General features: G+C 65.0%; 23 protein-coding genes. 3 read left to right on the top strand and 20 right to left on the bottom strand.

What is annotated here, in order from left to right; translation table 11 throughout:
- Nucleotides 1–85: 85 nt before the first annotated feature.
- Nucleotides 86–1,147, top strand: a complete 1,062-nt coding sequence (locus AC0Z42_RS13885) for a 3-deoxy-7-phosphoheptulonate synthase (protein ID WP_485468801.1) — start codon at nucleotides 86–88, stop codon at nucleotides 1,145–1,147.
- 120 nt (nucleotides 1,148–1,267) lie between these two features.
- On the opposite strand, the gene AC0Z42_RS13880 is transcribed toward AC0Z42_RS13885, so the two are convergent.
- The gene (locus tag AC0Z42_RS13880; protein ID WP_485468800.1) at nucleotides 1,268–1,657 is read right to left on the bottom strand and encodes a Rieske (2Fe-2S) protein; all 390 of its coding nucleotides are present in this window, start codon (nucleotides 1,655–1,657) and stop codon (nucleotides 1,268–1,270) included.
- Nucleotides 1,658–1,885: 228 nt separating this feature from the next.
- Between AC0Z42_RS13880 and tsaD the strand changes: the two genes are divergently transcribed.
- A complete protein-coding gene (gene tsaD, locus AC0Z42_RS13875) occupies nucleotides 1,886–2,926 on the top strand; it encodes a tRNA (adenosine(37)-N6)-threonylcarbamoyltransferase complex transferase subunit TsaD (RefSeq protein ID WP_485468799.1) in 1,041 nt (346 codons plus the stop codon).
- Nucleotides 2,927–2,941: 15 nt separating this feature from the next.
- On the opposite strand, the gene eutC is transcribed toward tsaD, so the two are convergent.
- Nucleotides 2,942–3,724, bottom strand: coding sequence for an ethanolamine ammonia-lyase subunit EutC (gene eutC / locus AC0Z42_RS13870; protein ID WP_485468798.1), 783 nt, complete (start codon nucleotides 3,722–3,724; stop codon nucleotides 2,942–2,944).
- A gap of 63 nt (nucleotides 3,725–3,787) precedes the next feature.
- On the opposite strand from eutC, the gene AC0Z42_RS13865 reads away from it, so the two are divergent.
- On the top strand, nucleotides 3,788–4,720 hold the full coding sequence (locus AC0Z42_RS13865) for a hypothetical protein (RefSeq protein ID WP_485468797.1): 933 nt from the start codon (nucleotides 3,788–3,790) through the stop codon (nucleotides 4,718–4,720).
- Here AC0Z42_RS13865 and AC0Z42_RS13860 read toward each other — a convergent pair.
- The 18 genes from AC0Z42_RS13860 to AC0Z42_RS13775 all read right to left on the bottom strand — a co-directional run bounded on the left by AC0Z42_RS13860 (nucleotide 4,717) and on the right by AC0Z42_RS13775 (nucleotide 25,310).
- Nucleotides 4,717–5,949 carry an ATP-grasp domain-containing protein gene (locus AC0Z42_RS13860; RefSeq protein ID WP_485468796.1) on the bottom strand — a complete coding sequence of 411 codons (1,233 nt, stop codon included), beginning with the start codon at nucleotides 5,947–5,949 and terminating at the stop codon, nucleotides 4,717–4,719. The genes AC0Z42_RS13865 and AC0Z42_RS13860 overlap by 4 nt on opposite strands.
- Before the next feature lie 14 nt (nucleotides 5,950–5,963).
- Nucleotides 5,964–7,415, bottom strand: a complete 1,452-nt coding sequence (locus AC0Z42_RS13855; RefSeq protein WP_485468795.1) for a pyridoxal phosphate-dependent decarboxylase family protein — start codon at nucleotides 7,413–7,415, stop codon at nucleotides 5,964–5,966.
- A 69-nt stretch (nucleotides 7,416–7,484) separates the two neighbouring features.
- Nucleotides 7,485–8,873, bottom strand: a complete 1,389-nt coding sequence (locus AC0Z42_RS13850) for an ethanolamine ammonia-lyase subunit EutB (RefSeq protein ID WP_485468794.1) — start codon at nucleotides 8,871–8,873, stop codon at nucleotides 7,485–7,487.
- Between the two features lie 42 nt (nucleotides 8,874–8,915).
- Nucleotides 8,916–10,379, bottom strand: coding sequence for a TIGR01777 family oxidoreductase (locus tag AC0Z42_RS13845; protein WP_485468793.1), 1,464 nt, complete (start codon nucleotides 10,377–10,379; stop codon nucleotides 8,916–8,918).
- Nucleotides 10,376–11,017: a DUF4166 domain-containing protein gene (locus AC0Z42_RS13840; protein WP_485468792.1), complete on the bottom strand. Its 642-nt coding sequence runs from the start codon at nucleotides 11,015–11,017 to the stop codon at nucleotides 10,376–10,378. Before AC0Z42_RS13840 ends, AC0Z42_RS13845 begins: the two co-directional genes overlap by 4 nt.
- A complete protein-coding gene (locus AC0Z42_RS13835) occupies nucleotides 11,014–11,583 on the bottom strand; it encodes a GbsR/MarR family transcriptional regulator (protein ID WP_485468791.1) in 570 nt (189 codons plus the stop codon). The genes AC0Z42_RS13840 and AC0Z42_RS13835 overlap by 4 nt, the downstream gene beginning before the upstream one ends.
- A 66-nt stretch (nucleotides 11,584–11,649) precedes the next feature.
- Nucleotides 11,650–12,765, bottom strand: a complete 1,116-nt coding sequence (locus tag AC0Z42_RS13830; protein WP_485468790.1) for an acyl-CoA desaturase — start codon at nucleotides 12,763–12,765, stop codon at nucleotides 11,650–11,652.
- On the bottom strand, nucleotides 12,762–13,880 hold the full coding sequence (locus AC0Z42_RS13825) for a sterol desaturase family protein (protein WP_485468789.1): 1,119 nt from the start codon (nucleotides 13,878–13,880) through the stop codon (nucleotides 12,762–12,764). The genes AC0Z42_RS13830 and AC0Z42_RS13825 overlap by 4 nt, the downstream gene beginning before the upstream one ends.
- Nucleotides 13,877–14,500: a phosphatase PAP2 family protein gene (locus AC0Z42_RS13820; RefSeq protein WP_485468788.1), complete on the bottom strand. Its 624-nt coding sequence runs from the start codon at nucleotides 14,498–14,500 to the stop codon at nucleotides 13,877–13,879. The genes AC0Z42_RS13825 and AC0Z42_RS13820 overlap by 4 nt, the downstream gene beginning before the upstream one ends.
- A gap of 2 nt (nucleotides 14,501–14,502) precedes the next feature.
- A complete protein-coding gene (locus AC0Z42_RS13815) occupies nucleotides 14,503–15,792 on the bottom strand; it encodes a F390 synthetase-related protein (protein WP_485468787.1) in 1,290 nt (429 codons plus the stop codon).
- Nucleotides 15,789–16,619, bottom strand: a complete 831-nt coding sequence (locus AC0Z42_RS13810; protein ID WP_485468786.1) for an MBL fold metallo-hydrolase — start codon at nucleotides 16,617–16,619, stop codon at nucleotides 15,789–15,791. The genes AC0Z42_RS13815 and AC0Z42_RS13810 overlap by 4 nt, the downstream gene beginning before the upstream one ends.
- Nucleotides 16,612–17,649 (bottom strand): NAD-dependent epimerase/dehydratase family protein, encoded by a 1,038-nt coding sequence (locus AC0Z42_RS13805; protein ID WP_485468785.1) that lies wholly within the window; start codon nucleotides 17,647–17,649, stop codon nucleotides 16,612–16,614. Before AC0Z42_RS13805 ends, AC0Z42_RS13810 begins: the two co-directional genes overlap by 8 nt.
- 37 nt (nucleotides 17,650–17,686) lie before the next feature.
- On the bottom strand, nucleotides 17,687–18,667 hold the full coding sequence (locus tag AC0Z42_RS13800; RefSeq protein ID WP_485468784.1) for a 3-oxoacyl-[acyl-carrier-protein] synthase III C-terminal domain-containing protein: 981 nt from the start codon (nucleotides 18,665–18,667) through the stop codon (nucleotides 17,687–17,689).
- Nucleotides 18,668–18,703: 36 nt separating this feature from the next.
- Nucleotides 18,704–19,585 (bottom strand): ion transporter, encoded by an 882-nt coding sequence (locus tag AC0Z42_RS13795; RefSeq protein WP_485468783.1) that lies wholly within the window; start codon nucleotides 19,583–19,585, stop codon nucleotides 18,704–18,706.
- A 60-nt stretch (nucleotides 19,586–19,645) separates the two neighbouring features.
- The gene (locus AC0Z42_RS13790; RefSeq protein ID WP_485468782.1) at nucleotides 19,646–21,403 is read right to left on the bottom strand and encodes a cation:proton antiporter domain-containing protein; all 1,758 of its coding nucleotides are present in this window, start codon (nucleotides 21,401–21,403) and stop codon (nucleotides 19,646–19,648) included.
- A 9-nt stretch (nucleotides 21,404–21,412) separates the two neighbouring features.
- Entirely contained in the window at nucleotides 21,413–22,657 is a 1,245-nt protein-coding gene (locus AC0Z42_RS13785) for a metal-dependent hydrolase (protein WP_485468781.1), read from the bottom strand.
- Nucleotides 22,658–22,701: 44 nt separating this feature from the next.
- Nucleotides 22,702–24,354: a GDYXXLXY domain-containing protein gene (locus AC0Z42_RS13780; protein ID WP_485468780.1), complete on the bottom strand. Its 1,653-nt coding sequence runs from the start codon at nucleotides 24,352–24,354 to the stop codon at nucleotides 22,702–22,704.
- The gene (locus AC0Z42_RS13775; RefSeq protein ID WP_485468779.1) at nucleotides 24,351–25,310 is read right to left on the bottom strand and encodes a DUF2157 domain-containing protein; all 960 of its coding nucleotides are present in this window, start codon (nucleotides 25,308–25,310) and stop codon (nucleotides 24,351–24,353) included. Before AC0Z42_RS13775 ends, AC0Z42_RS13780 begins: the two co-directional genes overlap by 4 nt.
- Between the last annotated feature and the right edge of the window lie 31 nt (nucleotides 25,311–25,341).

Here is a 25,341-nt window from a genome sequence, read left to right as displayed (position 1 = left end):
TTTGCCCGGCAATCCGCCGCCAGGGCGCATTTCCGCTACACTATTGCCTCTTAAAGCATGCAATAGCGAAAGCCCAGCCAGAATCATGAATACGCCAGACATCGAAAATATCAACGTCACTTCCTTCGCGCCGATGCCCACGCCGGCCGAACTGCACGCCAAACTGCCGCTGTCGGCCAGCGCCTTCGACACCGTCAATCGCGGCCGCGAAGCGCTGCGGGGCATCATTGACCGCAAGGACCAGCGCCTGTTCGTGGTGGTCGGCCCCTGCTCGATCCACGATCCGGTGGCCGGCCTCGATTACGCGCGCCGCCTGAAAACGCTGCAGGAGGAAGTGAAGGACACGATGCTGCTGGTGATGCGCGTGTATTTCGAAAAGCCGCGTACCACCACCGGCTGGAAAGGCTATATCAACGACCCGTACATGGACGACTCGTTCAAGGTCAACGAAGGCATGGAAAAGGCGCGCCAGTTCCTGCTCGACGTGTGCGAACTGGGCCTGCCGACCGCCACCGAAGCGCTGGACCCGATCTCGCCGCAATACCTGGGCGACCTGATCGCCTGGACCGCGATTGGCGCGCGCACCACCGAATCGCAGACCCACCGCGAAATGTCGTCGGGCCTGTCGACGCCGGTCGGCTTCAAGAACGGCACCGATGGCGATATCAGCATCGCCGTCAACGCGATTTTGTCGTCGGCGCACCCGCACTCCTTTCTGGGCATCAATGGCGAAGGCAATGTCTCGATCGTGCGCACCCGCGGCAATGCGTATGGGCACGTGGTGCTGCGCGGCGGCGACGGCCGTCCGAACTACGATTCGGTGTCGATCGCGATCGCCGAACAGGCGTTGGCCAAGGCCAAGCTGCCGGCCAACCTGGTGGTCGACTGCTCGCACGCAAACAGCTACAAGAAGCCGGAACTGCAGCCGCTGGTAATGGCCGATGTCATCCACCAGATCGTGCAGGGCAACCGCTCGCTGGTGGGCGTGATGATCGAATCGAATATCGTCAGCGGCAACCAGAAGATCCCGCAAGACCTGTCGCAGCTGACCTATGGCTGCTCGGTCACCGACGGCTGCATCGACTGGGATACCACCGCGACGATGCTGCGCGATGCGCATGCACATTTGGTCAATCGTCCGAAGTAATGCCGGCGATGTTGTCGGGTTACGGCGCTTTGCGCCTAACCCGACCTACGACGTCACCGGCGTACGTCGGGTAGGTCGGCTTAGCGCGCAGCGCGTAAGCCGACACCTCCACCAGCCATATCAAGCCATCTGCACGTGCGGCAGCAGCGCAAGCGAGCCGGCCAGCGCCTGTTCGGCCTTGCTGGCCGGGACATTGAGTTGTTTCAGGTCCAGGTAGATGCGCCCGTCCAGGACACGCACCGCATACATGCGCGCCACGCCCTGCACCGGCGCGACCAGCCGGCCAGAATCGAGTTCGATGATCCAGCTGTTCTTCGGCCCCAGCAAATTCTTGTCCATCAGGACGCCATGCGCCAGCGGGCCGCCCAGGCAGGGCACCGTGTCAAGCAGCGCATAGACGGTGTCATCGGCCGCGCGAAACAGCGCCACGCCGGGCAAATCCTGCCAGGCCAGCCCACGCTGCACCATGCGCGCGCCCGCCAAAGGCATGTCCTTCAGGCGGCATATCATTTTCCATTGTTCCGGCATCACAAGCTCCCGTGAGAAAAGCACACCTGTTCCATAAGCAAGAGCGGTGCCAGTGCTGAAATACCGCCGGCAAGGGGAAATCGCGTGCAAATGCCATCCACCGCGCACTGCGCAAGTGCACACTGCCGCCGAAATGGTGCGCCGGCGGCCAGGCTGGCGTGGCCGCTTTCCTTTACAATGGCGGATTACTCCCCCTACTTTGCACCTTCCATGATTGTTCTTGGCGTCGAATCCTCCTGTGACGAAACCGGCCTGGCCCTGTACGACACCGACCACGGCCTGCTGTCGCACGCCCTCTATTCGCAGGTCGCCATGCACGAGCAGTATGGCGGCGTGGTGCCGGAACTGGCGTCGCGCGACCATATCCGCCGCGCCATCCCGCTACTCGACGAAGCGCTGGCCAAGGCCGGCATCAGCCTGCCCGAGATCGACGCCATCGCCTATACGCAAGGCCCTGGCCTGGCCGGCGCGCTGCTGGTCGGCTCGTCCGTGGCCTGCAGCCTGGGCCTGGCGATCGACAAGCCGGTGCTGGGCATCCACCACCTGGAAGGCCATCTGCTGTCGCCGCTGCTGGCGTCCGAGCCGCCCGAATTCCCGTTTATCGCCCTGCTGGTATCGGGCGGCCACACGCAGCTGATGCGCGTCGATGGCGTGGGACAGTACACCATGCTGGGCGAAACGCTGGACGACGCGGCCGGCGAAGCGTTCGACAAGTCGGCCAAGCTGCTGGGCCTGGGCTACCCTGGCGGCCCGGCTATTTCGCGCCTGGCCGAATTCGGCGACCCGCTGGCCTACAAGCTGCCGCGCCCGATGATGCATTCGAAGGACTTCAATTTCAGTTTTTCCGGCCTGAAAACGGCGGTGCTGACGGTGGTGAAGAACCACGAAGAAAAGGTCATCGCCAATATTTGCGAGCAGGACAAGGCCAATATTGCGCGCGGCTTTGTCGACGCCATCGTCGAAGTGCTGACCGCCAAATGCGTGTCGGCCCTCAAGCACACGGGCTTGAAACGGCTGGTGATCGCCGGCGGCGTCGGCGCCAACGCCCAGCTGCGCGCCTCGCTCAACGCGGCAGCGGCAAAAAAGCGCTTCAAGGTGTATTACCCGGAGCTGGAATTCTGTACCGATAACGGCGCCATGATCGCCTTTGCCGGCGCCATGCGCTTGCAGATCAACCCCGAAGCGGCCAAGCGCGACTATGCGTTCAATGTGCGGCCGCGGTGGCCGCTGGACGAAATCCGAGAAATTTAACTCGCGAGATCGGATTCACTCCAGGAGAAAATTGCGCGCGCCCGCCAGGGCCGCGCCTTCCTGCTCCACCGTCTCATCCTTCAGCGCCACCCCCGACAACTGGCGCGCAAACGCCTGCGACAGCAAATAATGCAGCCGGTACGCTGCCTGCGCATACGCCATGCCTTCCGGGCGCACGTTCGAGATGCAGTTGCGGCGGTCGTCCAGCAGGCCCACCTTCGGCGCCCACGTCAGATACAGGCCGAGGCTGTCGGGCGAACTCAGGCCGGGCCGCTCGCCGATCAGCACCAGCACGGCGCGCGCTTGCAGCAATTGGCCCACCTCATCGCCGGCCGCCACCCGCCCCTGCTGCACGATCGCCAAAGGCGACACCGTCCACGCTTCCAGCGCCAGCCGTTCGCGCAGAGCGGCCAGGAACGGCACCGCATGGCGCTCGATCGCCAGCGCCGACAGGCCGTCGCAGGCCACCAGCGCCAGGTCCATGTTTTGCGGAGCTTGCGCCAGGCGCTCGCGCGAGGCATCGTCGAGACGCCGCCCCAGGTCCGGCCGCTGCAAATAGACGGCGCGCGTGGTGGCGGCGCTGTGCAAGACGATGCTGCCCGGTTCCTGCACCGCCAGCGCTTGCGCATCGAGTTCGAGGTGCACCGCATCGCGTGCCTGCGCGTGGGCCAGCTGGAAGGCCAGCTGCCGTGATGTCGGCAGGCTGACGCCGCTGCGTCCCAGCGCGATGCGCGCCTGCGTATGGCGGCGCAGTTCCTGCCAGGGATTTTCGGTGACAACGGTATCGCTACTGGCCATGGCATGCTCCCGCGGTAATGGAATCTTGCTACACTGCGCATCAGCATATCACCAAGGAGCACCATGATCGCCGCCGCCGATGCCGTGCTGTGGGACCAGTTGTACGATACTCCCCTGCTGGACCGGCTCGGCCCTGCGCAGGATGAAATCATCGCGCATGTCACGCAGGTCAATCTCGCCATGGACGTGCCCGAGCGGCCGTCGTCGACCGAAGTGGACGCCGCCTTTGAGGCCGACGTGCGCGCGGCGATGGCCACCATGCCGGCCTCCGTGCAGGCGCTGCTCGACGGCGTGCTGCTGGGCGTACGCTATGCGCGCCAGCTGGGATCGTCGGCCATCAGCGATATCGTCGTCAGCCTTGAGGGTGCGATTCTGGGCGTGGTGGTGGCGCTCGACGTCGATGCGTTCGAGTCGCGCACGGCAAATGAATGGGCCAGCTGGAAGGAAAATACCCCGTTTTCCGCGGAAGACGGTTTTTCCTTGTCGGCGCAGATTGCGCTGCCCGAGGACGACAACCGCCGGGGCGCGCTGCAATACCTGCTGCTGCATGAATTCGGCCATGTGCTGTCGGCGGGCCGCAATCTGCTGCACGACTGGTGGCTCGACGCGCAATCGCTGCGCGGCGCCGACGAGTATCACTACCTGCCGCTGGCCTGGCAGATCGACGCGAACCGGCAAGTGGTGCCGCTGGCAGAGAACGACTTTGCGCTGCGCAGCGACATCGTCTACTACCATGGCGCCAGGCTGGCCGGCAGCCAGATGGCCGACGCCTACCGCCGGCTGCAAGGCGCAAATTTCGCCACGCTGTACGCCGCCACCAGCGTGCACGAGGACTTTGCCGAGTCGTTCGCCAGCTATGTGCACGCCGTCATGCTGGGCAAGCCGCAAGCGATCCGCATCGAGCGCGATGGCCAGCTGCTGCTGCAGTTCGACGGCTACTGGGATGCACCGCGAAGCGCGGCCAAACGCGCCCTGCTGGCGCGATTGCTTGGCTAGGCGCCGCTTGCCGCGCGCGCCAGCATGGTGCGAAACGCCGCAAACACTTTCTGCATGGCGGGTCGCTTGTACGGGTACATCTCTTCGGCATCCATGGCGTGCACGATCATGGCGTTGTCGGCCTCGAACACCAGCAGTTCGCCGTCGCGCGTCTCGGCGCAGTCGATGCCGAGATACGGCATCCCCATGCGCGCATCGATGGCGGCGAACGCCTGCGCATGGCGGCGCGCGAATTCGTCGTCAAAGTGCGCCATGATGCGCGCCTCTTCCTCGCGCTTGACCGCGCTTTCATCCATGCCCGCGTTCAGGTAATGAATCATCCAGTGCGACGAGACGGCAAAGTGGCAGACATATGGCAGGCCGTCGATCAGGGCGATGCGGTATTTGCGGTACTGGCCATCAATATTGCGATAGTCGACAAAGCGCGCGATATAAAAGCGTTCGGCGTCGACTTTTTGCAGATACGCCTGCAAGTCGGCGGCGCTGGCCATGCGTTCCAGGTCATGGCCCGCGTGCGAGCCGAGCGGGCGCACGATCAGCGGAAAATCGTCGCCGGGCAGCAGTGAGCCGACCTGCAGTTCGCCGCTGGCCAGCGCTTCGAGTTTCGCACGTTCCAGACGCGCCGTGCGCGGCATGGCCACCCCATGCACGTCCCGCAGCCGCGCGCACAGGCCGTCGCGCGAGGTATGTGCAATATGCTGCGGCAGGTTGACTACCGGGCGCGGCCACCCTTCCAGTAACGTCGCCAGGCGCGCCAACAAGGGCTGGTTCGCATCCGATTCGGCCACCGCCACCAGCAGCACATCATGCTCGGGCACTTCTTCGGGAAAGTCGCTATCGGCCGTCAGGTACAGCAAGTCCATCGCCACGTCGGACTGCTCGACCAAAAATTCGATCGGCGTATTCGACATCAGGTCGCCCGGTCCCATTACCACCAGCAGCTTGAGGCCGGGGCCGGACTGTGGCGCCTGCGCGGGCAGGCTGTACCACTGCTGCAGCTCGATCGCCTGCGCCTGCACCGCCAGCGCCAGCTCGCGCTGGCCTTTCAGTTGCAGCACGGTGGAAAAATCCAGGTATGCATGCGCGTCATCGGGGTGCGCCTGGGCCCGCGCCAGCAGCGCTTCGCCCAGGGGCGCCAGGTCCTGCTGTAAAAAGGCCAGCCGCATCAGCGGCGCCAGGCCGATCAGCGGCGCATACGGCGTGCCAGCCTGTTGCATCAAATCAGTCATGGTGTTTCCAAAAATCAAGACAGGCGCGCGGCGCCAAAGCGCAGCACGGCGGCCAGCAGCGCATCGATATCCTGCGCGCGTGTGCGGTGGTTGACGATGGCGGCGCGGATCGCCAACTGCCCATTGATGGTGGTCGACGACGGCGCCGCGATGCCCGATTCATGCAGGTCGGCGACGATCTCGCCATTGAACGAGTCGCTGTCGCCACCAGCTATGCCGCGATGGCGGAAGCAGACGATATTGAGCGTTACGTGCGCCAGCAGTTCGAGTTCCGGCGTTGCCTGCACGCGCTCGGCCAGGTAGCGCGCCAGCGCGCAGGTATGGGCAATCGACTCACCGATGCGTGCTGCACCATGCACCTTGAAGGTGAACCAGGTCTTCAGAGCGCGAAAGCCGCGCGACAGGTCGGGGCCGAAGTCGCAGGGCCACGGCGAGCCGCCCGCCAGGCCCCGCGCTTCGCGGCGCAGGTAGGCGGCCGGCGCCGCAAACGCCGCCATATGGCGCGCGCCGTCGCGCACCAGCAAAAAGCCCGCGTCGTAGGGCACCTGGCCCCATTTGTGAAAATCGAAGGCCAGCGAATCGGCCAGTTCGATGCCGGCCAATAGCGGCGCCACTTCGGGCGACAACATGCCCAATGCACCATAGGCGCCGTCGACATGGAACCACAGTTTTTCACGCGCCGCCAGCGCCGCCAGCGCAGTCAGGTCGTCGATGGCGCCTGTGTCCACCGTGCCTGCCGTGCCGACGATAAAGAAGGGCTTCAGGCCGGCCGCGCGGTCTTGCGCAATGCACTGCGCCAGCGCCTTGACATCGATCTGCTGCTGCGCGTTGACGGCGATGCGGCGCAAAGCTGCGGTGCCCAGGCCCGACAGATCCATCGCCTGGGCGATGCAGCCGTGGGCGGCGGCCGAGGTGTAAGCCACCAGCCGCGTGTTTTTCACGCCATCCTGGCGCGCCAGCACGCCCAGTGCCTGGGTGCGCGCCACCAGCAGGCCCATCAAATTGGCCATCGAAGTGCCGGTGACGAACACGCCGCTGGCCGTGTCGGGAAAGCCGAACAGTTCACGCATCCAGCGCCCGATCTGGCGCTCGACTTCCACCGGCATCTGGCTGCGCCCGCCCACATTGGCGTTCAGGCCCGCCGCCAGCATGTCGGCCAGCATGCCGACCGGCGTGCCGCCGCCATGCACCCAGCCCATGAAGCCCGGATGCACATTGCCCACCGCATAGGGCAGCACGTCGTGCATGAAGGTGGCATGGGCGTCGGCCAGCTCACCGGGCGCGCGCGGCAGCGGCTCGGTGAAGCTGGCGCGCGCCGTGGCGGGCGCGGCTTGCCAGACGGGCCGCTGGCGTATCTGCTGCGCATAGTCGAGCATGTCGTCGAGCATGCGGTGGCTTTGCGCGCGGAAGTCATCCCATTCTTCGGGAGTGCGCGGATCAAGCGAATCGGGTTCGGGTGGCAGCATGATGGCGTCGCTAAGATAGAGGGTTGATTATCGCACCCGCATGGCCAGCCAGGGCGCCATTTACATCTGTTACCCGGCCAGCCGCCGCAGCGCCGCCTGGAAAGCGGGCGCCAGTGCGGCGGACAAGCGGCCATCGCCGTGCGTGATATGCATGCGCGCCAGCCAGGCTTCGAACTCGGGCGCGGCACCCAGGCCCAGCACGCGGCGCGCATACAGGGCGTCGTGGAACGAAGTGCTCTGGTAGCCGAGCATGATGTCGTCGGCGCCGGGCACGCCCATGATGAAGTTGCAGCCGGCCGCGCCCAGCATGGTCAGCAGCACATCCATGTCGTCCTGGTCCGCTTCCGCGTGGTTGGTATAGCACACGTCGCAACCCATGGGCAGGCCCAGCAGCTTGGCGCAGAAATGGTCTTCCAGCCCGGCGCGGATGATCTGCTTGCCGTCGTACAGGTATTCGGGGCCGATGAAACCGACCACCGAATTGACCAGCAGCGGCGCATATGCTCGCGCCACCGCATAGGCGCGCGCCTCGCAGGTCTGCTGGTCCATGCCGTGATGGGCGCCAGCCGACAGCGCGCTGCCCTGCCCCGTCTCGAAATACATGACGTTGTTGCCCACCGTGCCTCGCCCCAGTGACAGCGCCGCCGCCCGGCCCTCGGCCAGCAGCGCCAGGTCGATGCCGAAACTGCGGTTGGCCGCCTCGGTGCCGGCCACCGACTGGAATACCAGGTCAACCGGTGCACCGCGCCGTATCGCCTCTATCGTGTTCGTCACATGCGTCAGCACGCAGGACTGGGTGGGTATGTCGTACTGGCCGATCACACCGTCGAGCAGGTGCAGCAGCGACACCACCTGCGCCACATTGTCGGTGGCCGGATTGATGCCGATCACGGCGTCGCCGCTGCCATGCATCAGGCCATCGACGATGGACGCCGCAATGCCGGTGGCGTCGTCGGTCGGGTGATTGGGCTGCAAGCGCGTGGCAAGGCGGCCCGCCAGGCCCAGGGTATTGCGAAAGGCGGTCACGACGCGGCATTTGCGCGCCACCAGCACCAGGTCCTGCAGGCGCATCAGTTTCGACACGGCCGCCGCCATTTCGGGCGTAATGCCGCGCGCCACCGCCGCCAGCGCGGAGCTGTCGGCCGTGTCACTGAGCAGCCAGTCGCGCAGCTCGCCCACGCACAGATGGGAAATCGCTGCGAACGCGGCGTGGTCGTGGGTGTCGATAATCAGCCGCGTGACTTCATCGCTTTCATACGGCGCCAGGGCTTCGTTCAAAAACACGCTCAAAGGCAGCTCGGCCAGCGCCAGTTGCGCGGCGATGCGCTCCTGCGCGCTGGCCGCCGCCACGCCCGCCAGCACATCGCCCGAGCGCAAGGGCGTTGCCTTGGCCAGCAGGTCTTTCAGGTCGCGGAAGCGGTAGACCATGCTTCCCAGCACATGCGCATAATGAGTCATCAGGTTTTCCTCCCGTGACAGCCATTCTACGCCTGCACGCCATTACTCCAGGCTGCGCAGCGCGCCTTCCACAGCCGGGTGGCGAAACACGAAACCGTCTGCCAGCAGCCGGCGCGGCACCACGCGCTGGCCTTCGACCAGCAGGTCGGCCTGCTCGCCCAGCAAGGTGCGCATGACGAACGCCGGCGTCGGCATGAACGATGGCCGGTGCAGCACCCTGCCGGCTAGCCGCGCAAAGTCACCCTGGTGCAGTGCTTCCGGCGCGCAGAAATTCCAGGCGCCACTGACGCTGGCGTCTTCGCTGCGGCGCGCCAGGTGGGCGATGCCGCGTATCACGTCCTGCACATGCACCCACGACAGCCATTGCCGGCCACTGCCCAGCGGACCGCCCACGCCCAGGCGTATCGGCAGCAGCATCTGTGGCAAGGAACCCTGGTGGCCGAACACCAGGCCAAAGCGCATGCAGCCCACCTGCACGCCATGGACTTCGGCGCCGCGCGCGGCAGTTTCCCATTCGCTGCACAGCTGCGACATGAAGATCGCTTGCGGCGCGCTGTCTTCCGCCAGTTCCCGGTCATCGCCCTGCGGCTGCACGCCGTAGTAGCCGATCGCCGACGCCGACAGCAGCACGCGCGGCTTGTGGCTGGTGCGGCCGATCCAGGCGACGACTTCCTGCGTCAGGGCGATGCGGCTGCGGCGCAAGGCCGCCTTGCGCGCCTGCGTCCAGCGCGCGCCGACGATGCGTGCACCGGCCAGATTGACCACCATATCGATGCGCTCATGGTCACGCAGATCGGCCATGCCGGTAATGCAGCGCACCTTGCCATCGAAAGTCCATGCCGCCTGCTTGGCCTGGCGCGTCAGCACCGTCACCTGGTGGCCATCGGCCAGCAAGGCGGCGACCAATTGCTGGCCGATAAAGCCGGTGGCGCCCGTCACCAGCACCTGCTGCGGCGCGCTGGCGAAATGGATGGTTTCCACCTTACCCTCTTCTTGTTCCACCCTTTTGCCCAACTGCCAGGCCGCATAGCCATCGCGCACGCCCGACAAGCCGACACCGACGCCGCACAGGGCCAGGAACACGCTCAACCAGCCATAGGGCTGCCACACCAGGTCCGTTGGCAGACTTGCCCAGTCGGCGCTGTTCAGGGCCAGCAAGGCGATAAACGCGCCGGCATTGATTGCCAGCACCGTATGCGTGACCCGTTCGGTGGCCGGCAGCAGGCGCGTACGGTCTTCGACGACAAAGTCCCACAAGGTCAAGACGATCTCCACGCTGAAGACGAGCACCAGTACCCAGGCCCAGGCGCCGTGCCATTCCCAGGACGACAGGCCGGCAAACAGCAGGCTGTAGATCAGCGCGCGGATCGAGTGGATGGTCAATTCGAGGCGCGCGGATTTTTTTTGCGGCAGCGCTTCGGTGATCTCGTGGTGGTAGATGGTGTCAAAGGCGCCCAGGCAGCCTTGGAAAGCCATCAGTTGCAGGGCCAGCAGATGCGTATTCATGGTGTGTCCTCGTGGTGTGGCGCTGCCGCTTCGCGAAACACGCCGACCTGGGTAAAGGTGGTGCCAAACAGCACGTGGCGGATCTCGATGCGGATATTGAATTGCTGCGGATTGTCGTTGCGGTGGCACAGGTAGGTCTTGCCGGGCGTGAGCAGGCCGGGCAGCGGCAGGCGCCAGCCGAACAGGTCCCAAAAATAACCGTCGCTGGTGAAGTACAGATTGCCTTCGCGGATATCGAGCACCAGCTTCATGCCCAGGCCCATGCCGACGTATTCCAGCACCTCGCCTTTTTCGCTTTCGGCCATGTAGGACGTGAAGCGTATCGGCTTGCGCTCGTGCAGGCGGTAGGTGCGCTGCTTGAAAATATGCGGGCAGCCGGGGCGCGAATAGACCTCGATATCGACCGGAAAATTGTAGTCGTCATGCGGAATCAGCGCGCCGTTGATGAAGGGCCGCGTGATCCAGCCCAGCATCTTGCCCAGGCGCGAGCTGCTCAATTCACTGAGTTCGCCCCGGTAGTACAAAGGCTGGCCCGGCGCCGGATTTTTTTCGAAGCGGCGGCGGATATCGGGGTGCAGGTTTTGCCACGCATCGCCCATCACTTTCTTGAACAGCTCTCCTTCGGATGGTCCGTTCATGGTTTGGCTTTCTTCGCTTTGGCGGATTTTTCAGGTTTGTCTTCGGGGCTGAGGAACTTGGCGACCTTGCCGCCCATCGACAGCATGCGCTGCAAGGTGGCCGGCGGCAGGTTCTTGTAGTCGCTGTAGGTGGCGCTCAGCATTTCCAGGAAGGCCAGCACTTCGCCCATGCGTTCAAGCGTGGCCGGCGGGATCGCCGCATCGTGCTCGCCTTCGATTGCGCACTCGCGCAAGACGGTGAGGGTCGGATCGATCTCGCGCCGCTTGCGCTCTTCCATGATGACGCGGAAAATTTCCCACACATCCTGCAGCGCCACGAAATGGTCGCGCCGGTCACCCATCACATGCGTGATGCGCGCCAGGCCCCAGCTTTGCAGTTCCTTCAGGCTGTTGCTGACGTTCGAGCGCGCCACATTCAGGCTGGCGGCGATATCTTCGGCCGTCAGCGGCTCGTTGGCAAGGAACAGCAGCGCGTGGATCTGCGCCACGGTGCGGTTGACACCCCAGCGGGTGCCCATCTCGCCCCAGTGAAGAATGTACTTCTGTGTGGTCGGACTCAGTTCCATAGTTTCTCTTATTTCTGTCGTTACAGAAATGTAAGGCGCTACGCAAGCCGAGTCAAGCGCGATTCGTTACAGAGATTGTGGCGGCTGGCCCATGGTCCTGAGGAATTTCTGCTGCGAGGCGTGCAGCTGCAGGTAGCCGATCTCGCGGTAGGTCAGGCCATGGCGCGGCGCCAGTTCGGCGATGATGCGCGCCAGCGCCGGATAGTGGCGGTGGTTCCAGGTCGGGAACAGATGATGGGTCAGGTGCAAATTGAGTCCACCGAGCCAGTAGCCGAGCCAGCGCAAGGCGCGCGGTTTCGGCGTCCAGTCGCAGGCGGTATGAAAGGTGTGCTGGTACCAGTCGTGCGGCAAGGTACCGTCTGCCCCCGGCTGGAAGAAATCGACTTCGGCCCAGTGCGTGCCCAGGATCAGCGCCACCAGCGCGCACGAGGCAATCATCTGGCCCAGCAGGTACGCACCCAGCACCACACCCCAGCCTATGCCGTGGCCCTGCACCACCCATATCGGCAAGGCCAGCACCAGCGCCACATGGCCCAGCTTCCAGCCCAGGAACGCGGCCCAGCCGCGCCAGCCCTGCAAGCGGCTGTGGGCGGCCACCGGTGTCTTGCCGAAGCGGTCCAGCCAGTCGCCATACCAGTTCAGATAGGGCAGCGACAGCGCAGCCACCAGCGGCCAGTACAGGTATTGGTAGCGGTATTGCGGCGACCAGCTTTGGAATGGCGTCTGGCGCAAAAACGGATTCGGTTCGGTGTCGAGGTCATAGCCTTCGACATTGGCATAAGTGTGGTGGAAGTGCACGTGGCGGATGGTCCAGAAATCCATGTCCACGCCCACCGGCAGGCTGACCAGGCGGGTCAGCAGGCGGTTCAGCGCGCCACGCCGGAACATGGCACTGTGGGCGCCGTCGTGCAGGCTGTTCATGGCCAGCACCATGGCCGTCACCACGCAAGCGACATAACTGGCGACAAAGCCGGGGGTGGTCCCGGCGCGTAGCGCCAGCACATACAGCAGCGCCGCCAATCCAGTCAGGGCGATGGCCTTGGCATGCATGCGCCAGTCGGCAAAGCGGTGCGTGGATGCCGCCGCCAGATAGGCGTCGGCCCGCTCGCGCAGCTCGCGGCGGAAGGCCGAATAGCGCGCCGGCTGGAAACGTAGCGGCGGCCGTTGGGAGGAAACCGTCATGCGCGCCTACCCTCTTGCGCCGGCCACCATAGCCGGCGCGCGCCATCGAGGCCATGCACCAGCAACAGGCCCATGAACACCACGCCCCAGGCGTCGCGCGCGCCGTACCAGAACAGGAACAGCAGCGGCAGCACCAGGCAGATGGCGATCCAGGCCATTGCACCCCAGCGGCGTGCGTCCGACAGCCCGCCCAAGGCAAGCGTGCCGGCAAAGATCAGCGCAAACAGCGCCACCTGCTGCGCGGCGGTCCATGCCGCTTCATGGTTGACGTAGTAGATCACCAGCCCAAACAGCAGTATGCCGCCGATGCCGATATACAGTTCCGGCACGTGGAACACGCCACGCGACTGCCAGTCGGGAAAACGCGCGCGCAGCCATTTGAACAATTTGCCGTTGCTGGCCAATAGCGGGTTATTCGTCGGCGTCGTGCCCTTCACGCCATAGCGCATTTCCACGCCGTCGAGTTCCGGCTGGAAGCTGCCGAACAGTTTGTCCCACAGCAGCAGGGTTCCTCCAAAATTGCGGTTGATATAGCGCTTGTCGGTGCCGTGGTGGACCCGGTGGTGCGACGGCGTGACCATGATTCTGTCGAGGATGCCGGATTTGTTGACCAGCGCATTGTGGTTGTAGAACTGCACCGAGTAATGCAGCGAAGAGATGACGACAAAAATTTCCAGCGGCAGGCCCAGCACGGCCAGGATGGCGATGAACGGGAAATTGGTCAGCGATGAATACCAGGAATTGCGCACGCCCAGCGACAGGTTGAAATGCTCGCCCTGGTGGTGCACCACGTGCACCGCCCACAGCAGCGGGATCTTGTGATGCAGGCGGTGCATCCAGTAAAAGCACAGATCCCAGGCGACAAACGCAAACAGCCATTGCGCGGCGAGCGGCCACTGGTCGACCACATGCAGGTTGGCGTGGCGCAGCAGCAGCGCAAACGCCGCCACTTCCACGCCGCGAAACACCCACATCAGGATATGGCCGGAATTGAGGTTGAAGATCACGTCCTTCCATGGCACCGGCGTCTTGCGTACCCATTTGAGTATCAGGAGTTCGGCCAGCACGAAGGCCAGCATGATCACGAAAGTGAGGGCAAAAGGATTGAGGGTCATGGTGCAATTTCCGGGAAAATATCGCGGCGATCTGCCGAGGATACGCGCATTTTCGCCAGCGCGCCGCCCGCCAGGCCCACCAGCAGGCCCGCTGCCAGGTCGATGCTGACATGCCGGCGCAGCGCGATGATGGCATAGCAGATGCCGAGCAGCAGCAGCACGGCCAGCAGCGAGCGCACGGGCCGCTCACGTTCCAGCAGCGCCCAGGCGCACAGTAAAGTCAAGGCGCCATGCAGCGAGGGCAGGCAGTTCTGGGTGGAATCCATCGTCTGCAGCATCCGCAATACTTGCGTGCTCCAGCCGCTGCCATCGCCGACCGGCGGATACGCCAAGGTGGTCGGGTACAGCAAAAACACCACGCCGCAGATGACCGCCGACACCGCCATGGCGCGCGCCAGCCAGCGCACGCGCGCCGGTCTGGCCACCAGGTAGGTATACGGAATCAGGATAAAGAAGGACAAATACAGCCAGATCGCTGCGTCGCTGTAGGCAATCGCGCGGTCGATAAAGGTTTCGGGCAAAATCACGCCCTGCCCCTGCAGCAGGTCGCTGGAAAAATACACCAGGCCCACGCTGCCCCAGCCAGCCAGCAGATACAGCAGACGCTTGAAAAATGTCATCGTTAAAGTAGACGCCGGATACGGCGCCGTTTCATGGTGGGATCAAAAGCGGGCAAGTCACGGCTGACGGTCCAGTGCAGGCGTTCGAGCGCCACGCCCAGCCCTTGCAGCACGTCTACCAGGTGCGCTTTCAACGCGGCCAGGCCCGCAGTATCCTGCGCCGCATGCAGCTGCAAGGTGGCCGCTCCCTGCTGCACCAGGCGATAGTCGCAATCGGCCGGCAGGGCTTGCGCAAACGCGCGCGTGAGCACATCGGCAAAGACGGCCACCGTCTGGCCGTCGAGGAGCGCCGGCAGCACCAGCATATCGTCGCAGCGCCCTTCGATGCCGTCAATCGCCCGCGTGGCCCGCCCGCAGGGGCAAGGCGTGGCGCGCGCCAGCAGGATATCGTCAAGCCGGTAGCGCACGATGGGTTGCGTGATGCGGGTAAAGTCGGTAATCACCGGCACGAAGCGGCGCTGTTGCTGGTCCAGCCACTGCGGCTCGACATGCACGTATTCCTCGTTCAGGTGCAGCACGCCGTGTTCACAGGTGCTGGCCAGAAAACCTTCGGTGGCCTGGTAGATTTCATGCACGGCGCCAAACGCCTGCACGATCAGCGCGCGGTCCTGCGCTTCCAGCACTTCGGCCACCGAAATGACTTTTTTCGGTGCCAGTGCAAACCTGCCAGCGATCACGCCCAGCGCCAGCTGGCGCAGCACCTGGGCGGGCGCCACGATCACCGATGGTCGGTAGGCCACCAGTTCGGCGCACAGCGCATCGAACGGCTGGAACAGGTCGTAAAAGGCAAAGGTCAGCCATGGCGAGCGCACGGCCGTGTACAGATTGCTGTTTGCGCGCAGGAACAGGGCCACCCGTTCGCCGGAAAACAGGCCGTCGGGCAGCGCCTTGGCCAGCATCACGCCGGCCCACTGGGCTTTTTCGCGCGGGCTCACGGTAAATACGGCGCGCTGCGACGAGGTGCCCGACGACAGGCCCACCGTGATGTCGCCCACGGCGGGCGTAAAGTCACGGCTGCGCTCGGCTGCCATGGCGGCGGCCATCGCTGGCGCCAGTTCGATTCCTGCCGTATTCATGGCATCAAAGTGTTCCAGCATCAGCGCCTTGTTCATGCTTGGCCACTGCGCCAGCGGCAGCGCGCGGAACGGCGCAAAATACGGGCTGCGCGCGCACAACTTGTCAATAAAGCTTGTGAGCTGGCGCTGTTGATAAGCGTCCAGCTGCGCGCGGCCGGCAAAGCGCAGGCGGCGCGTGCGCCAGTAGGCCAGCAGCAGCCAGACGATGCGCTTCAAGAGCGGCCCGCCACAGGCGCATAATCGTCGGTGTCTTCATGCGTGATGCGGATCTGCGCCTGGCCGCCCTGGTGCAGCTGGTGCAGGCGGTGCAAGGTCTCGTAATATGGCGCGCGCTTGTGCTGGATAATGAACGACAGCTCGGACGGCCCGCGCAGTTGCTGGAAGCTTTCCGGCACCCAGGCCGCGTCCGACGCCAGCAAGGTCCAGCCGCCATCCTGCAGCACGAACGCGCCCAGGTGGCCAATCGCATGGCCGGGCAGCTCGACAATATAGATTTCGCCGGTACCGCTGACATCGCGCCCCGTCGTGAACGGCTGCAAGGCGGCCGGCAAGGCAGTTTCCGGCACGCTTTCCACGAACGCCAGGCGATCCGCAATGTCAAGCGGCAGCAGCTCGGGCACAAAAGCCTGGCGCACGGCCGGTATGCCCGACAAGCCGCGCACCGCATCCCAGCCGGTTTTCGAGGCCATCAGCCGCGCCTGCGGAAAGTCGCGCATACCGGCGATATGGTCTGCATGGAAGTGCGACAGCAGCAGGGTATGGATGTCGCCGGGCGACACGCCATGCGCGCGCAGTTGCCCCTGCAACGACTCGTGCGCATCGAACACCACCGGCGTGACCCAGGCGTACATGCGGTACACGCCTTTTGACGTGGCGGCGCGAAAATGATCGGCGTAGCCGGTGTCCCACAGGTACAGGCCGGCGCGCGTTTCGATCAGATAGGCGCGCGAAGGGAAGCAGCGGCTGGCAAAGCCGCTGCCTTTCAATACCATGCAGGACGGGTGAGTGCAGTGGCCGACGCGAAAGGCGGTAATGCTAGCCATTGCGCTCCTTTGCCACCTTGTGTGCGGCCGCCTCCTGGCGCATCCATTGCGCGGTGCGGGCGATGCCGTCCTGCAGGCTGACGATGGGGCGGTAGCCGAGCACCTTGCGCGCCTTGGCGTTATCGAGCGTCATGTCGAAGCTGAGCGCGCCGATGCTGTAGGGCGTCAGCGACGGTTCGCGGCGCGTGAAACGGGCGCCAAACTGCATCAACCGCGCGACAATGGCCAGCAGCCGGTAGGGCATGCTGACGATCTCGAACGGCTGGCGCAGCTGGTCGCAGAACAGGCTGCGCAAAATGTCGCACAGGCGCGCCGGTTCGCAGTTGGTGATATTGAAGGCGCTGCCCGAGGCCAGCGTCTTGTGCAGGGTGGCCAGCCACATCGCGTGCACCACATTGTCGACATAGGTGATGTCGATGGTGGCCGCACCGCCATCAGGCAGCGGCAGCTTGCCATGGCGCTCGCGCAGCACGCGCGCCAGGCGCGGGATCAGCACCTGGTCGTGCGGGCCGAAAATGGCGCGCGGGCGCAGAATCACGCACAACATGGCGCGGTGCTTGTCGGCCGCTTCCTGCACCAGTTTTTCGGCCATCGCCTTGGTGCGCGCGTAGGCGTTCACATAAGTATCGGGGCGGAAGGTTTCCGGCACCTCGTGGCGGTGGCGGTAGTCGAAATAGATGGCCGGCGTGGAAATGTGCACGAAGCGCGCCACGTGCGCGGCGCCAGCCGCGCGCAGCAACTGGCCGGTGGCCGTGACGTTGGCGGCGATAAAGTCGCGTTCCAGGCCCCATGGCGAAGACAGCGCAGCGCAGTGCCAGACGGCGTCCATGCCGCGCACCAGCTGATCGACCTGCTGCGGCGTGGCTTGCGCCAGGTCCAGCGGCACGAACTGCGCGCCCAGGCGTTCGAGTTCGCGGCCCACGGCCAGGTTGCGGCCGCTGGCGCGCACGTCCACGCCCTGCGCCAGCAGGAAGTGCACGGCATTGCGCCCCAGGCCGCCCGTCGCCCCCGTGACCAGTATCCGCTTCATCGCACCATCCTCATGGATCGACAATCATAAATCATGTTCATAGATCAAGTATCATGCCGCCGATGGTGAGACCGGCGGCCGTGCCCATCATCAGCAGGCGCTGGCCCGGCACGGCCCGGCCCGTCATCACGGCCTCGTGCAGCGCGGTGGGCAGCGAGGCCGCCACCTGGTTGCCATGGGTCTCGAAGATCTTGATGATTTTAGCATCGGGCACGTCAAGGATGCGCGCGGCATGCGCCAGTCCCAGCGGGCTGGCCTGGTGCGGCACCACCACATCGATGCGATCGAGGCCGGCGCCGGATTCGACCATCAGCTGGTCGAGGAAAGCCGGCATCACCTTGACGGCCAGGCGGAACACGGCCTTGCCATCCATATGGAACAGATAATCACCGGGTTCGCAGCCGTTGCGCGGGTTGCGCTCGGTGCCGCCACCGCGTATCTCGCAGTAGCGCCGCCCTTCCGGATACGTGCCCATTTTATAGGCGACAATGCCGGCCTTGCCGTCGCCGCGCTCGACGATCACGGCAGCGGCGCCGTCGCCGAAGATCATCGACGCTTCCGGTTCGCTCCAGTCGACCCCGCGCGAGGCCAGGTCGGACGAAACGATGGCGATGCGCTTGTATCCACCTTCAGACAGCATCGAGGCGGCCACGCGCAGCGCCGCCATGAAACTGAGGCAGCTGGCGTTGATGTCGAAGGCGGGAGTACCGGGCGGCAGGCCTGCGTGCAAGGCGATAAAGCAGGCGGTGTTCGGCAAGGCCTGCTCGGGCACGCCGCAGGCGCCGATCAAGAGATCAATGTCCGATGGCTGCAGGCCGGCGTTCTTCAAGGCGTCGAGCAGCGCGGCGGCGCCCAACTGGCTTTGCGATTCGTCGGGCGCGGCGACAAAGCGCGACAGCACGCCGCTTTTTTGCAGGGTGTAGCCGGGCCGATGGCCCAGCTTGCGGTCCAGGCTGTCGGACGTCACGCTATGCGGCGGCACGGCCTTGCCGGTCGCGATCAGGCGTACTGGAATCATGGAAGCCTCTTTATTGTTATGTTGATGCGGCGTCGTTCAGGGTGTCGGCAGGGAGTCGCCGCAGTGCTTGCAGAAATTGGCGTCGTCATCGATATCGCGTTCGCCGCAGCCTGGGCAGCGGCGGCCCTCCTGCTGGCGGCCACCGCGCTGCACCGTCATTTCCGCGCTGATGATGCCGGTCGGGACGGCCAGGATGCCCCAGCCGAGCAGCATCATCATCGAGGCGATGGTGCGCCCGATATCGGTCTTCGGCGTGATATCGCCAAAGCCCACCGTCGTCATGGTGCTGATGGCCCAGTAGATCGAGGTGGGAATGCTGCTGAAGCCATTTTGCGGCCCTTCCACCACGTACATCACGGTACCGAGCAAAAATACCACCATCATCACGACCGACAAAAAAATCAGGATCTTGCGCCGGCTGGCCAGCAGCGCGCGGCCCAGCATCGTGTATTCATGCACATACGACGTCAGCTTCAAGATGCGGAACATGCGCAGCAGGCGCAAAATGCGCACATCGATCAGCACATGGGCGCCCGGCAGCAGCAGGCCGATATAGGTCGGCACGATGGCCAGCAAGTCGATAATGCCGAAAAAACTGCGCGCATAGCGCACGGGATGCTGCAGGCACGACAGCCTGGCCAGGTATTCGATCGTAAACAGGAAAGTGAAAAACCATTCCAGCCCCAGCAACAGTGGGCCATGGCGGGCCGCCACCGAGGCCACGCTGCTCAGCACCACCACCGTCACGCTGACCAGGATGGCGGCGATCAGCACCAGGTCGAACGCACGGCCGGCCCGCGTTTCCGACTCGAAGATCACGTTGTACATGTGCGCGCGCCAGCCCGCCTCGGGCTTGCCGTATCGTTTTTGCGCTTCCTGCGCAGAACGCTGCTGCGGCGTCAGGGGTGCGGCCTTCATGCTGGTAATGTGCTCATATGCCAATTATTGTATAGATAATCTGGCGACCATGGCGACACGCTAGAAGGGTTGAGAGGGCTGCTGCGCCTGCAGCACGGCGTTGCGGCGCTCCCTTTCGGCCTGCACGATGTCAAACGCGCGCGCTTCGCTCACGCCGGCCGTCAACAAGACGGTAGCCGTCAGTTGCAGCGCCGCTTCCAGCGCTTCGGGCACTACCAGGGTGGCGCCGGCCTGCACCAGCGCCAGCGCGTGGGCTTCATCGCGGGCGCGCGCATACACGGGCAGTTGCGGATAGGCGCGCCGGATCGAGCGCACGGCGTGCAGCACGGACGCCGGATGGTCCATCGTCAGCACCACCGCACTGGCGCGGTCGGCATGGAGTTTTTGCAGCAGCTCGGCGCGCGAAGCGTCGCCAAAATACACGGGAAAGCCGCGCGGATGCAAGCTTGTGACCAGCCGCGCATCGTTTTCAATCGCCACGTAGCTGATATCGTGCTCGGTCAGCACCCTGGCCAGCAGCTGGCCCACCCTGCCAAAGCCGGCGATGATGACGCTGCCCGCTACGGGCGCCGCGCCCTTGTCGAGATCGGCCAGCTGGTGATGGTGGCGCTGGTCCCACCAGCCACCCAGGCCGCGCGCCGCTTTCGCCAGCGCCGGCGTGGCGAACAGGCTAAGGCCCACCACCAGCATCACGAACTGCGCCAGCTCGGGCGCGATCAGTTTTGTCCCCAGCGCATACGCCACGACGATAAAGGCGAACTCGCCGCCCTGCCCCAGCAGCACGCCCGACGCCACCGCGCGGCCCCAGGGAAAGCCGCCGATGCGGAAGATCACGCTGGTCACCAGCGTCTTGACGGCAAACAGGCAGAGCACGGCAAGCGGTATCCAGACCGGCGAGCGGATGATTTCGCGCACGTCGATCTGCATGCCGACCGACATGAAAAACAGGCCCATCAGCAGCCCCTTGAACGGCTCGATGATGACTTCCACTTCATGGCGAAATTCCGTTTCGGCCAGCAGCAGCCCGGCCAGCAAGGCGCCCAGCGCCATCGACAGGCCGGCCAGGTAGGTCAGGCCGGCGATGCCGAGGGTGCAAAGCAGTGTCAGGGCCATGAACACGTCCGGCTGGCGCTTGCCGACAAAAAATTGGAACAGCGGGCGGATCACGCGCCGCCCCAGCAGGTAGATCAGCAGGATGGCGCCGGCCGATTTGACAGCCGCAAAGCCGAGCAAGTACGCCAGCTCATCGCTATGTCCGCTGGCGAACACATCGATCAGGATAAACAGCGGCACCACCATCAGGTCCTGGAACATCAGGATGGAAAAGCCGGCCTGGCCGCTTGGGGTTTGCAGCGAGCGCTGGTCGGTCAGCAGCTGCATCACGACGGCAGTCGACGACAGCGACAGCACCAGGCCCAGCACGATGGCCGCTTCCAGCGACAGGCCGACAGAATACGCCACCGCGCCGATCAGGCAGGCGCTCACGATCACCTGCCCGACGCCGGCGCCAAACACCCAGCGCCGCAGCGCCCACAGCCGCTCAGTCGATAACTCCAAACCGATCATGAACATCAAAAACATCACGCCCAGCTCGGCCAGGCCGCTGACCTGTTCGGCGCGCACGAACGAGAAATAGGTGAGCCAGGTAAAGTCTCCTGCCCACAGGCCGAAGCCGAAAGGCCCGAACAGCGCGCCGACGGCGAGAAAGCCCAGCACCTGGTTGACTTTCAGGCGCTGCAGGAGCGGAATGAAGATGCCGGCCAGGGCGAGAAACAGCAAGGTTTCGCGCAAATACGGCAGGGCGTGCTGTTCTTCCAAAGTGGCCCCCTAAGGTTGCGTATGAACTGGCAGGCCCAGCATGTCCGCGCGCGGCCGTTCCCAGCCCGGCACATGGCGTGGACAAGGCTTGCCGCTGAATTGTTCCAGCTGCACCGTGGTGAAGTTGTCCTGCATGTCGGGGTTGAAGCGCACGTCGGTCAGGCTGCTCCCGCTCAATTTCGGCATGCGGCCAAAGCGCAGCCAGGCGTCGGCGTGGCAATTGGTCGATTGCAGCGCGCGCAAGGCCGCCAGGCTGCCGGTCGCTTGCGCCGAAATGGCGATACCGGGCGCCAGCTGGCCGCCGCCATCGCCAGCTTCGGCCAGGCCGGCAGGACAGGCGGCGGGCGCCAGGCTGGCCGGCAGCAAGCTCATGGTGCCACGGCGCAGAGTATAAGAGTCGGTCTTGCTGTCGAGCGAGACATAGGTCCAGCACAGCGGATGGCTGGGAAACGCCGTCATCGCCACGTCCCACACGCGGGTGCCGGGATCGGTGCGCTGCAAGGCGGCCTCGACCCGGGCGCGGCCCAGTGCAGACGCCGTGCCCTGCATGCCGATAAAGGTGGCCGACAGCGCAAAGCCCAGCAGCAATGCGCCCTTCCCCCGCACGCCGGCGCGCCCTTGCAGCAGCGCCATCATGGCGCCCAGCGCCAGCAGCACGGCCAGCGCCACCGGCGACAAATAATTTTTATAGGCAAAGAAACACAGGGCCGCCGCCAGCCCGGCCAGCAACACGCCTTTCAGCAGCCTGGTGCGCAGCGCCATCATCACGGGCACGCCCAGCAGCACCCAGAACATCGGTTCGACAATGAAGACCATGTCGCCGAACAGCCAGCGGTTGTCGAACGGATAAAACGGATGCAGGCCGTAGGAATTGAGGAAATCCATGCCCATGTGCAGGCCCAGGCCCAGCAGCAGGCACAGCGCCAGGCCGATACGCGCCGGCTGGCTGGTTTTCAGCAGCCGGCGCGCGCCGGGCCACAGCAGCCACAGCAAAGCCAGCACCAGCAACGCTTGCGGTAGCGCCAGCAATAAAGTGTGGGTATGGCCGCGGTGCTGCAGCATGTAGCCGAAGGGGCGCGGCATCAGCCGGGTCAGGAACAGGTCGAGGTCCGGCGCATTGCTGGCGAACCAGGCCGCAAACAGAAACAGGGCGCGCCGCGTGCGCTGGGGAGCTTCCTGCGGCTCGGGTGGCAAGCTGCGGTGCAGCAGCTCGCCCACGCCCAAGCCGATCGCCGAATGTGTAATATTATCCATCGGGCAATTTTACAGTACGGCCGCGCCGCGCCATATGCTTTTTGCTACAACGGCACCAGGTTTTCGTCGCGCATGCCGACCAGCAAGGCGCGCCCGTCGGGCATCACGCGGAACTCGCCGAAGCGCGCCTTTTCCCAGCGTGCCGCTTCGCCTTCCTTGAAGAACCAGGCGTCGGTGACCAGCACCCAGCGGCCGTCTTTCGGCGTCAGCTCCATGCGCAAGGCGCCCGGCGCCAGTGGCTTGCCATCGTCGCGCCCCTGCACGGTCGACACGCCGCGTGCGTCGCGCTGCAGCACGACCAAGGGCCGCGCGCTGCGGCGGTCCATGCTGTCGAGATCTTCGAAGGCCCCAAAGCCGAGGAAGTTCAGGCGCATGAAGTCGCCCTGCATCAGCGAACGCGGGTCGGCCGGCGCCAGCGGAATGAAAACGGGCTGGCCCTGGGCGATCAGTTGTTCCTTTTGCCAGATGCCGCCATTGGCCACCACCAGCACCAGCAGCAGCCCCGCCAGCAAGCCGGCCCTGGCTGCGCGCGGGTGGCTTGCCAATGCGCCGGCAGGCTTGTCTGCCAGATTGAGCAAGGCGCCGCGCGTGGCCAGCCACGACAGCACGCCCAGCACCAGGCCGGCGCCAGCCAACACCAGCGCCTTGGTCGCCAGCGGCCACGCCAGCAGATAATAAAAGCTGCCAATCACCCAGGCGGCAGCCACGCCGGCCGCCACCGCCACGCGCAGGCGCGCGCTGGTCACGCAGAATGCCAGCACCAGCAGCACCGGCCCGAGTGCCGGCAGGAACCAGGCCAGTACCGCCAGCACCAGCGCCACGCCGGCCGCTGGCAGCTGGCGCAGCGACGGCCAGCGGCGCAGCATCCAGAAGGCGCCGGCGGCGGCCATCGCCACCGACAAAAATGGCAGCAGCTGCGCGTACCAGCTGCCGCCATGGCGGGTGGTCAGTTCGTTGGCGAAATCGTCCAGCAAGCCATCGCCCACGCTGGCGCTCATCATGAAAGTCTTGCCGGACCAGCTGACCAGGCCCAGCAACACGGCCAGCACCCAGCCGGTCGACACCGATTCGATATACGCCGCCACCGGCGCGCCACGGCCATCGTCATAGTTGGTCTTTTGCAGCCAGTGGGCGCCAAGCCAGATGCCCAGCGCCAGCATCCACGCCAGGTACAGGGTCGCCGAATCATTGCCATACGACCAGCTGTAATGGCTACCGATGCTGCCCAGCGCCAGCAGGCCGCAGGCAACCAGGCCCAGCAGCACGCGCAGCCAGTCGCGCGGCAGGATGGCGGCAAACGCCAGGCTGACAGCGCTGAGCGCCAGCGCGGCAAACTGGTCGTCCATGTCACGGAACAGCGCATAGCCCAGCAAGCCGCCGCCCACCAGCAGCATCGGCACGCCCAGCTGCTCGACAAACAGCGACACGCCGCGCGGACGGATCAGCATCACGGCCACGCCCAGGGCCATCAATCCCACCAGATAGGTGCCGCCGCCTTTTTCCAGGAAGCTGCCCAGCATGAAACCGAGCGCCAGCACCAGCGGCAAGGCCGCCAGCCAGGCGCCCAGCGCTGTCATCAGCACTACCGGCCACGGCCTTACGTCCTGCACCGGCAGGGTGACGTTGGCGGGCAGCACACCGGCCTGGGCGGCATCATGGATCAGTTCGCCCAGTGCATCGTTTTTTTGAACAGTCATGCCAGCTCCCGGCGCGTGCGCCACAAAATGCCCTGCACGGTCAGCGCCAGCAGCACGGCGGCGGCCAGGCCCAGCATCAGCATGCCGGCGATTTCATCGTGGCCGCGGTCGAACAGGCGCGACGCCAGTCCGCACACCAGCAAGGTGTTGATGCCGAGCGCGACGGCGGAAAGGCCAAACACGTCAAAGAACTGGCGCGTCAGCAGCAGGCCGGCGGCCACCGCCAGCACGCCCAGGGCAGCCCAGTACGGCGACGCGATATCGCTGCTGAACAGCGCGCTCAGGCCGGAACCGCTAATCATGATGACGGCCAGCATCAGCCCCAGGCGCAGCGGCCACGGCCCGGTGCCGGTCCAGCGCGCCAGCAGCGGGGACACCAGCGCACAGGCGACCAGCAGCGCCGCCCAGCCTGTCAGCAGAATGTCGATATCGTCGGCGCGTATCAGCCAGCTATGACGGGAATGGGCCTGCATCCACAAGGTAATGCCGGTGGCGAGCACCAGCATCCATGGCGTCCACAGCACATCGCTGCGCGCGACCAGGCACAGCGGCAGCGCCAGCAGGGCCCAGACGGCAAACAGCTGCCATGGATCGGCGCCGGTCTGGTAAGTCTGGCCAAAGTAGGCAAACAGGCCGCCGATGGCCAGCATGGCAATCAGCAGCAAAGGCGTGCGTGCAGCAGGAAACACAAAAGCGCCCAGGCAAGATACGGCAAACACTGCCTGGATCAGCGCAAAACGGCCCGTGCGGCCCAGGTCTTCCCAGTTGGCGGCAACCCAGAAAATCAATCCCATGCCCAGCAGCGCGGCGGCCAGCACGGCCACGCCACGTGGCAGCCACCAGGACAGGCTTTTTGGCTCGTGCCCGAAGCCGGCCAGTTCCTGCAATTGCCGGGTTTGCGCGGCGTCAAGCTGATTGCTGGCGGCGAGTTGATACACGGCGAGGCGTAGATCCATCGTCTGCTTTCGAAGTGAAAAGAGGAACTGC

It is taken from the genome of Janthinobacterium sp. 1L-D-8-B-C4 (assembly GCF_057291295.1).
The sequence above is the reverse complement of the archived record's forward strand: the minus strand, read 5'-3'. Positions and strand labels throughout refer to the sequence as shown.

Excerpts from the sequence above, each read along its gene's own strand:
- AC0Z42_RS13885 (WP_485468801.1), top strand. The coding sequence starts at position 86 with ATGAATACGCCAGACATCGAAAATATCAACGTCACTTCCTTCGCGCCG.
- AC0Z42_RS13855 (WP_485468795.1), bottom strand. The coding sequence starts at position 7,415 with ATGCTGCCACCCGAACCCGATTCGCTTGATCCGCGCACTCCCGAAGAA.
- AC0Z42_RS13880 (WP_485468800.1), bottom strand. The coding sequence starts at position 1,657 with ATGATATGCCGCCTGAAGGACATGCCTTTGGCGGGCGCGCGCATGGTG.
- AC0Z42_RS13865 (WP_485468797.1), top strand. The coding sequence starts at position 3,788 with ATGATCGCCGCCGCCGATGCCGTGCTGTGGGACCAGTTGTACGATACT.
- AC0Z42_RS13845 (WP_485468793.1), bottom strand. The coding sequence starts at position 10,379 with ATGAATACGCATCTGCTGGCCCTGCAACTGATGGCTTTCCAAGGCTGC.
- eutC (WP_485468798.1), bottom strand. The coding sequence starts at position 3,724 with ATGGCCAGTAGCGATACCGTTGTCACCGAAAATCCCTGGCAGGAACTG.
- AC0Z42_RS13825 (WP_485468789.1), bottom strand. The coding sequence starts at position 13,880 with ATGACCCTCAATCCTTTTGCCCTCACTTTCGTGATCATGCTGGCCTTC.
- AC0Z42_RS13830 (WP_485468790.1), bottom strand. The coding sequence starts at position 12,765 with ATGACGGTTTCCTCCCAACGGCCGCCGCTACGTTTCCAGCCGGCGCGC.
- AC0Z42_RS13810 (WP_485468786.1), bottom strand. The coding sequence starts at position 16,619 with ATGGCTAGCATTACCGCCTTTCGCGTCGGCCACTGCACTCACCCGTCC.
- AC0Z42_RS13850 (WP_485468794.1), bottom strand. The coding sequence starts at position 8,873 with ATGACTCATTATGCGCATGTGCTGGGAAGCATGGTCTACCGCTTCCGC.
- AC0Z42_RS13840 (WP_485468792.1), bottom strand. The coding sequence starts at position 11,017 with ATGAACGGACCATCCGAAGGAGAGCTGTTCAAGAAAGTGATGGGCGAT.
- AC0Z42_RS13795 (WP_485468783.1), bottom strand. The coding sequence starts at position 19,585 with ATGAAGGCCGCACCCCTGACGCCGCAGCAGCGTTCTGCGCAGGAAGCG.
- AC0Z42_RS13835 (WP_485468791.1), bottom strand. The coding sequence starts at position 11,583 with ATGGAACTGAGTCCGACCACACAGAAGTACATTCTTCACTGGGGCGAG.
- AC0Z42_RS13780 (WP_485468780.1), bottom strand. The coding sequence starts at position 24,354 with ATGACTGTTCAAAAAAACGATGCACTGGGCGAACTGATCCATGATGCC.
- tsaD (WP_485468799.1), top strand. The coding sequence starts at position 1,886 with ATGATTGTTCTTGGCGTCGAATCCTCCTGTGACGAAACCGGCCTGGCC.
- AC0Z42_RS13820 (WP_485468788.1), bottom strand. The coding sequence starts at position 14,500 with ATGACATTTTTCAAGCGTCTGCTGTATCTGCTGGCTGGCTGGGGCAGC.
- AC0Z42_RS13785 (WP_485468781.1), bottom strand. The coding sequence starts at position 22,657 with ATGGATAATATTACACATTCGGCGATCGGCTTGGGCGTGGGCGAGCTG.
- AC0Z42_RS13775 (WP_485468779.1), bottom strand. The coding sequence starts at position 25,310 with ATGGATCTACGCCTCGCCGTGTATCAACTCGCCGCCAGCAATCAGCTT.
- AC0Z42_RS13860 (WP_485468796.1), bottom strand. The coding sequence starts at position 5,949 with ATGACTGATTTGATGCAACAGGCTGGCACGCCGTATGCGCCGCTGATC.
- AC0Z42_RS13805 (WP_485468785.1), bottom strand. The coding sequence starts at position 17,649 with ATGAAGCGGATACTGGTCACGGGGGCGACGGGCGGCCTGGGGCGCAAT.
- AC0Z42_RS13800 (WP_485468784.1), bottom strand. The coding sequence starts at position 18,667 with ATGATTCCAGTACGCCTGATCGCGACCGGCAAGGCCGTGCCGCCGCAT.